Source organism: Nocardioides sp. CPCC 206348 (genome assembly GCF_048654705.1).
Lineage (GTDB): Bacteria > Actinomycetota > Actinomycetes > Propionibacteriales > Nocardioidaceae > Nocardioides.
This window is the reverse complement of the sequence record NZ_JBMCZA010000218.1, coordinates 15096-16077: the sequence shown is the minus strand read 5'-3', so window position 1 is coordinate 16077 and position 982 is coordinate 15096. Positions and strand designations below refer to the sequence as shown.

At 72.0% G+C, this 982-nt stretch carries 1 protein-coding gene and 1 pseudogene; one reads left to right on the top strand and one right to left on the bottom strand.

Features of this window, described 5'->3' with window-relative positions; translation table 11 throughout:
- The first annotated feature begins 204 nt into the window (after positions 1-204).
- Entirely contained in the window at positions 205-570 is a 366-nt protein-coding gene (locus tag ACOADB_RS24505; protein WP_378604997.1) for a hypothetical protein, read from the top strand.
- Positions 571-573: 3 nt separating this feature from the next.
- On the opposite strand, the pseudogene ACOADB_RS24500 reads toward ACOADB_RS24505, so the two are convergent.
- Positions 574-982, bottom strand: a pseudogene (locus ACOADB_RS24500) (pyridine nucleotide-disulfide oxidoreductase); the annotation flags it as partial.

Below are 982 nucleotides of genomic sequence, written 5' to 3'. Positions count from 1 at the left end.
GTCTACCTCAAGCTCGGCCTGTCCGGTCGTACGGCGCGCGCGGCGGCCGTCGCCCGCGTCCTGGCCTGAGCCACTACGTACGCGTCGGCGTACGACGACGCCACCGGCTACGCGCGAGCGCCGATGCTGCGGGGTGCCCTGAATTCCTACCTTCGAGGTGTCGGCGAAACCGCCGCAGGACACCTAGGAACCAGGGAGATCGCCATGTCGAACAAGGCCGTCATCAGCCTCGCCACCGGACTCGAGGACCCCGAGAAGGTCACCGTCGCCTTCCTCGTCGCACTCGGCGCGGCCGAGCAGGGCCGCCCCACGCTGATGTTCCTGACGAAGGAGGCCGTGCGGCTCGCCGTACCCGGGACTGCGGTGGGTCGCTCGTGCGAGGGCTGCCCGACGCTGCCGGAGCTGCTGGCCCGGTTCGAGGCCGCTGGTGGCACGTACCTCGTCTGCCCGCTCTGCTTCAACGCCAAGGCGCTGGACCCGGAGAACCTGATCGCCGGCGCCACCATCGGCGGCACCGTCCCGATGTGGCAGTGGATCGGCGACGAGGGCGCGACGAGCTTCAGCTACTGAGGATCAGCCGCGACCGACGCGCAGCATCTCCTCGCGGTCGCCGACCTTGATCCGGGTGCGGCCGGCGGCCTCGCCCAGCGCGATCTCGTGGGCGTCGAGCCGCTCCCACGCCTCGTCGGTCGCCACGTCGACCTGGCGCGAGCGGAGGTAGGCGTCGACGTCCTCGGGGGTCCGCGACCAGGCGGTCTCGGTGGTGTCGGCGAGCAGGTGGCCGACGGTCTCGGCGGCGTCGCTCTTGGTGTGGCCGATCAGGCCGACCGGGCCGCGCTTGATCCAGCCGGTGACGAACGTGCCGGGGATCGGGTTGCCGTCGAGGTCGAGGACCCGGCCGGCGTCGTTCGGGATGACCGCGCGCCGCTCGTCGAACGGCAGGTCGGGCAGGCCGGTGCTGCGGTACCCGACGGCGCGGTAG